This window comes from Bacillus hominis, from assembly GCF_018332515.1.
Lineage (GTDB): Bacteria > Bacillota > Bacilli > Bacillales > Bacillaceae_G > Bacillus_A > Bacillus_A hominis.
The window spans coordinates 1-5052 of the sequence record NZ_BOQD01000078.1 but is presented as its reverse complement, the minus strand read 5'-3'; the positions used below and the strand labels follow the sequence as shown (position 1 = coordinate 5052).

At 36.2% G+C, this 5052-nt stretch carries 6 protein-coding genes and 1 riboswitch; of the genes, 3 read left to right on the top strand and 3 right to left on the bottom strand.

The features are described 5' to 3' along the window. Window positions 1–194: 194 nt before the first annotated feature. The 3 genes from KI356_RS09255 (at window position 195) to KI356_RS09245 (ending at window position 2119) form a co-directional block, all read left to right on the top strand. The gene (locus tag KI356_RS09255) at window positions 195–677 is read left to right on the top strand and encodes a MarR family winged helix-turn-helix transcriptional regulator (protein ID WP_002113502.1); all 483 of its coding nucleotides are present in this window, start codon (window positions 195–197) and stop codon (window positions 675–677) included. A gap of 76 nt (window positions 678–753) precedes the next feature. Continuing rightward, window positions 754–1935 (top strand): ArsA family ATPase, encoded by a 1182-nt coding sequence (locus KI356_RS09250; protein WP_212935301.1) that lies wholly within the window; start codon window positions 754–756, stop codon window positions 1933–1935. Next, entirely contained in the window at window positions 1928–2119 is a 192-nt protein-coding gene (locus KI356_RS09245; protein WP_128282695.1) for a DUF3926 domain-containing protein, read from the top strand. Before KI356_RS09250 ends, KI356_RS09245 begins: the two co-directional genes overlap by 8 nt. 171 nt (window positions 2120–2290) lie before the next feature. Here KI356_RS09245 and KI356_RS09240 read toward each other — a convergent pair whose 3' ends face one another. Genes KI356_RS09240 through KI356_RS09230 form a run of 3 tightly spaced genes read right to left on the bottom strand, consistent with a single transcriptional unit; the run spans window position 2291 to window position 4840 of the window. Next, window positions 2291–3145 (bottom strand): MetQ/NlpA family ABC transporter substrate-binding protein, encoded by an 855-nt coding sequence (locus KI356_RS09240; protein WP_212935300.1) that lies wholly within the window; start codon window positions 3143–3145, stop codon window positions 2291–2293. A gap of 20 nt (window positions 3146–3165) precedes the next feature. Continuing rightward, window positions 3166–3831, bottom strand: coding sequence for a methionine ABC transporter permease (locus KI356_RS09235; RefSeq protein ID WP_212935299.1), 666 nt, complete (start codon window positions 3829–3831; stop codon window positions 3166–3168). Beyond that, the gene (locus KI356_RS09230) at window positions 3821–4840 is read right to left on the bottom strand and encodes a methionine ABC transporter ATP-binding protein (protein ID WP_128282699.1); all 1020 of its coding nucleotides are present in this window, start codon (window positions 4838–4840) and stop codon (window positions 3821–3823) included. The genes KI356_RS09235 and KI356_RS09230 overlap by 11 nt, the downstream gene beginning before the upstream one ends. Before the next feature lie 123 nt (window positions 4841–4963). After that, a riboswitch (SAM riboswitch) is annotated at window positions 4964–5052 on the bottom strand. This riboswitch is flagged as partial in the annotation.

Sequence of the window (5052 nt, the reverse complement as noted above, 5' to 3'; positions counted from 1 at the left end):
AAATATATTTATCATGATGGATTTTTATGTAAATTATCTTTTTCTATTTATTAATCTACCATAAAAAAATTCCATTTTGAATATAATTTTCTGTCTAATCTGAAAAAACACTTAAAATCATTGACATTTATTTCAATTCCACATAAAATAAAAACAAATATTACGAACCTCGAAATATACGGGAGTGGAAATAATTGTTGCAATATGAACATTTTTTAGACTTACTGCTAGATAACGCCAAGAAACTTTTCTACCCTGAAGAATGGGTAAGCCTTGATTTAACACTTTCCAAGACAGAAGTATTTTGTTTACTTTGGATGGAGCGAAATACAGATATTACAATGACAAAAATCGCTGATCTTCTTGATATACCGATGAGTACAACGACAGGCGTTGTAAATCGCCTTGTAAAAAAGGGATATATTGAACGATACCGTGATGAAAGCGATCGACGCATTGTATTAATTCGTTTAACAGAAAACGGCGTAATGCTCGTTCAAGAAGTGAAACAAAATGCGGCCCATTACTTTAGCCTAGTGACGGAAGCATTGTCAGAAGAAGAAAAAGCATTCTTACTACAAATCTTCCAAAAGATTATGAATCACATCGCTACGTCACAGCAAAAAACAGAAGAGAAGGTTTCTACACCTAAAATGAAAAACATTCCGATTGAATAAGACCCTAGTTGGGTTTTTATTCAATCAAATATTTCGACACTCGTAATATTCGACATTCGAAACAAAGGGGATATTAATGATGAGAATTATTCTGTATACAGGTAAAGGCGGCGTAGGAAAAACTAGCATTTCAGCAGCAACAGCACTTCAAAGTGCAAAACAAGGATTAAAAACATTAGTAATGAGCACAGATCCTGCTCATAGTTTAGGAGATTCATTTGGTATCAAGCTATCTTCTGAACCGTTAGAAATTCGCAAAAACTTATGGGCACAAGAGATTAATACTATTTATGAAATGGAAAAAGGCTGGGGGAAATTGCAGAAATATATTACACTACTCTTCACTTCCAAAGCAGCCGATGATATTACGACAGAAGAATTAACGATGTTCCCTGGTATGGAAGATTTAATTAGCTTACTTCGAGTACTCGATTACTATAAACAAAACACCTATGACATCATCATTATTGATTGTGCACCGACTGGAGAAACTTTAGCCATGCTCAGCTTTCCAGACATGCTCGGCTGGTGGATGGAAAAACTCTTTCCTATTAAAAGAAAGGTTTTAAAAGTTGTTCGTCCTGTAGCTCAACCACTTCTTGGTGTCCCCCTTCCAACCGATGATATTATGGACGAATTAACAAATACACTTGAACAGCTTGGAGAAATGAGAGATATTTTATCAAACCGAGAGGTAACAAGCATTCGCGTTGTTGTAAATCCTGAAAAAATGGTCATTAAAGAAGCTCAGCGCAGCTTTACGTATTTAAACTTATACGATTATAACGTTGATGCCATTATGATTAACCGCGTCATCCCTAACACTGTCACCGATCCTTATTTTCAGGCATGGAAAGATACACAAAAGAAATATAAAACATTAATTCAGGATAGTTTTCAGCCACTTCCTATTTACGAAGCTCCGATGTTCGAGCAAGAAGTTGTTGGTTTGTCTATGTTAGAACGTGTAGGAGACGCTTTATTTAAATCTGACTCTTCTCCCACGGAAGTGAAATTTAACGGTCGCACACAATATGTAAAAAAAGATGGCGATGAGTATATTTTCGTTCTTTCCATTCCCTTCTCAAACAAAAGTGAACTTTCATTAAATCAAAAAGGTGATGAGCTTATTATTCGAGCTGGTTCTATGAAGCGAAATATCACATTGCCAAAAACATTAACACACCTTTCTATTCAAGGAGCTAAGTTTGAAGATGATGTACTAAACATTCGGTTTGGAGGTGTAGTGCATGCATGAGGAACTACTACGCAAAGTAATTCGCACAAAGATAAAAGTCGGTATGCATATATTAGAAGAGCTACCTGATCCAATCCAGCAATCAGCTAAGCAAATGCTAAATATTTTGCAAGAGGAACTAGCTGCTTATCCGAAAGAACAAGCGTATCCTGGAGACAATTTAAAAAGTATCATGATTGAATAAGCATAAAAAAGACCAGGAAAACTCCTGGTCCATCACTCTACTTAACAAACATTGGATTCTACGTTATACAAAATTGGAAGGTACAGAATTAGGGTTTGTTTGTTAAGTAGATTATATGTTGAACGAACTAACAGCGGAGGGGTTCCTACTGTTAGTCGTTAAACCCAATAATTATTTTACAATTTTTTCAATCTCATTAAGTGAAAGATCTACTGAAATTGAACCATCATTTGTTTCTTTCTTAATTGCATCTGTTACTTCTTTTGAATGATATAACTCAATTACCTTTTTCAGTGTTGGATCATCTTTATCTTTCGTACGAGCTGCGAAAATATTAATATATGGCTTCGCATTTTCATTATTTGGGTCTTCTAAGAAAATTGGATCCTTCTTTGGATCTAATCCAGCTTGACCAGCAACACCATTATTAATAACTGAAGCTGCTACATCTTTTAATACACGAGGTGTTTGCTGTGCGATAACCGGTGTAATCTTTAACTTCTTCGGATTTTCAGCAATGCCGCTTGGATCCCCAAATAGACCGAAATCTTTCTTAAGCTTTAATACCCCAGCTGCATCAAGAAGTTTTAATGCACGCGCTTGGTTTGTTGGATCATTTGGAATAGCAATTTCTGAACCATCTGGGATTTCATTTGCTTTCTTATATTTTTCAGAGTATAAGCCCATCGGTGCAATTTGTGTTGTACCAACAGCTGTAATATTTAACTTATGCTCCTTTTTAAATTGCTCTAAGAAAGCAATGTGCTGGAATGAGTTTAGTTCAATATCTCCATCAGCTAACGCTTTGTTTGGCGTTGTGTAATCAGAGAACTCAACCAGTTTAATTTTAATCCCTTCTTTTTCAGCTTTTTTCTTTAAAATTTCCCAAGCGTCTCCATCTGTTCCAGTTACACCGACGCGAACTACTTTCTCTTTCGCTCCTGCACCTGTGTCTCCACCTGAGCAGCCACTTAAAGCTGTAATCCCTACGATCGCTGATAATGCAAATGCTAAAATTTTCTTCATTTCTTTTCCCCCTCTTCTTTTTATGATCTGCGCAAAAAGACTTTCGCAAAGTAGTTTCCTAAATTTTGAGCTACCTGTACAAGAATAATAAGTAAAACGACCGTTACGAACATAACTGACGTATCAAAGCGTTGATAACCATATGTCATTGCTAAATCACCAAGACCGCCACCACCGACAAGCCCAGCAACTGCAGAAAATTCAATTAAACCAACTGTCATAAACGTGACACCTAATATCAATGGTGCTAACGCTTCTGGCACGAGGATTTCAAAAACAATTCTAAGTGGTGAAGCCCCCATTGCTTGCGCTGCTTCAATTACCCCTTTCGGAACAGAAACAAGATTTGTTTCAACCATTCTAGCAATACCAATTGATGCAACTAACGTCATTGGGAAGATTGCTGCGGCTGTTCCAATCGTCGTTCCGATAACACTTCTTGTTATTGGACTTAAAGCTACTAAAAAGATAATGAATGGAACCGGACGAATTGTATTAATTATGATATTAAGAATAGAAAAGACCCATTTATTTTCTAAAAAGTTTCCTTTTCTCGTTACATATAAAAGTAAACCTAGAGGTATACCAAGAATTGTAGCGAATATAAGGGTTACAATTACCATTAAGAGGGTATCCCCCGTTGCATCTAATATACGAGGCCAAAATATGCTCCAATCAACTCGCATGAGCTTCTACCTCCTTCAGCTGCACTTGTAGTCTTAGATGTTGTAATGCTTTTTGAATTTCCTTTTGTTCACCTTGCAATTCTACAAGAAGATTTCCAAATAGCACATTTTGAAGTTCAATAATATTTCCGTACAGTACATTTACATCAACGTTATAGTTTTTTGCGATATATGATAGTACCGGCTGTCCTGTCTCCTCACCAGTAAAAGTTAGGCGATAAATCTGACCTCCGTTTTGAATTTTCGCTAGAATACTTTCTGGTAAGTGGTCATTAATAACAGAACGTACAAAGTTTTGAGTCGTCTTTGTTTTTGGTTGTGTGAAAACATCAAACAGTTTTCCTTCTTCAATAACTTTTCCCTTCTCCATTACAGCTACACGGTGACAAATTTCTTTCACAACATGCATTTCGTGTGTAATAAGAAGAATTGTTAAATTATATTCGCGATTTACTTTCTTCAATAAGTTTAAAATTTCTTTCGTTGTTTCCGGATCTAAAGCTGATGTTGCCTCATCACATATGAGAATATCCGGTGATGTCGCAAGTGCTCTTGCAATCCCAACACGCTGCTTTTGCCCACCTGATAACTGTTCTGGATAATAGTTCGCTTTATCTTCTAAACCAACAAATTTTAGTAGTTCATTCACTCTTTCTTTTATCTCATTCTTCGGCAATTTCGCTAACCTTAATGGATAAGCAATGTTCCCAAACACTGTTCTTGAATTAAATAGATTAAAGCTTTGAAAAATCATTCCAATTCTTTGTCTTAGTTTCCGTAACTCCTTCGTCGATAATGATGTAATATCTTTATCATCTATTGAAATTGTTCCTGCAGTTGGTCTTTCTAACATATTTACTAAACGTAATAACGTACTCTTTCCAGCACCACTAAATCCGATAATACCAAAAATTTCGCCCTTTTCAACTGACAGCGTTACATCCTCCACCGCATGAACAGATTGCCCACCTGATTCATATACTTTACTTACATTGTTAAAAGAAATCATTTTCTTCCCTCCTATATGCTGTAAAACTTGAAGTAGAGCTTTCGAGGTAAAATAAAAAGTGCTCTCCTTCTTATCACTTGTAAAAGATAAGAAGGAGAGCACTTATATGTACTCGTTCACATCTTCTCATCTTCCAAGCCAATTTTAGGCTTGCTGGAATTAGCACGGTATTAAAAAACCCGTTGCTGAGGTATCGTAGGGCCAGTCCCTCC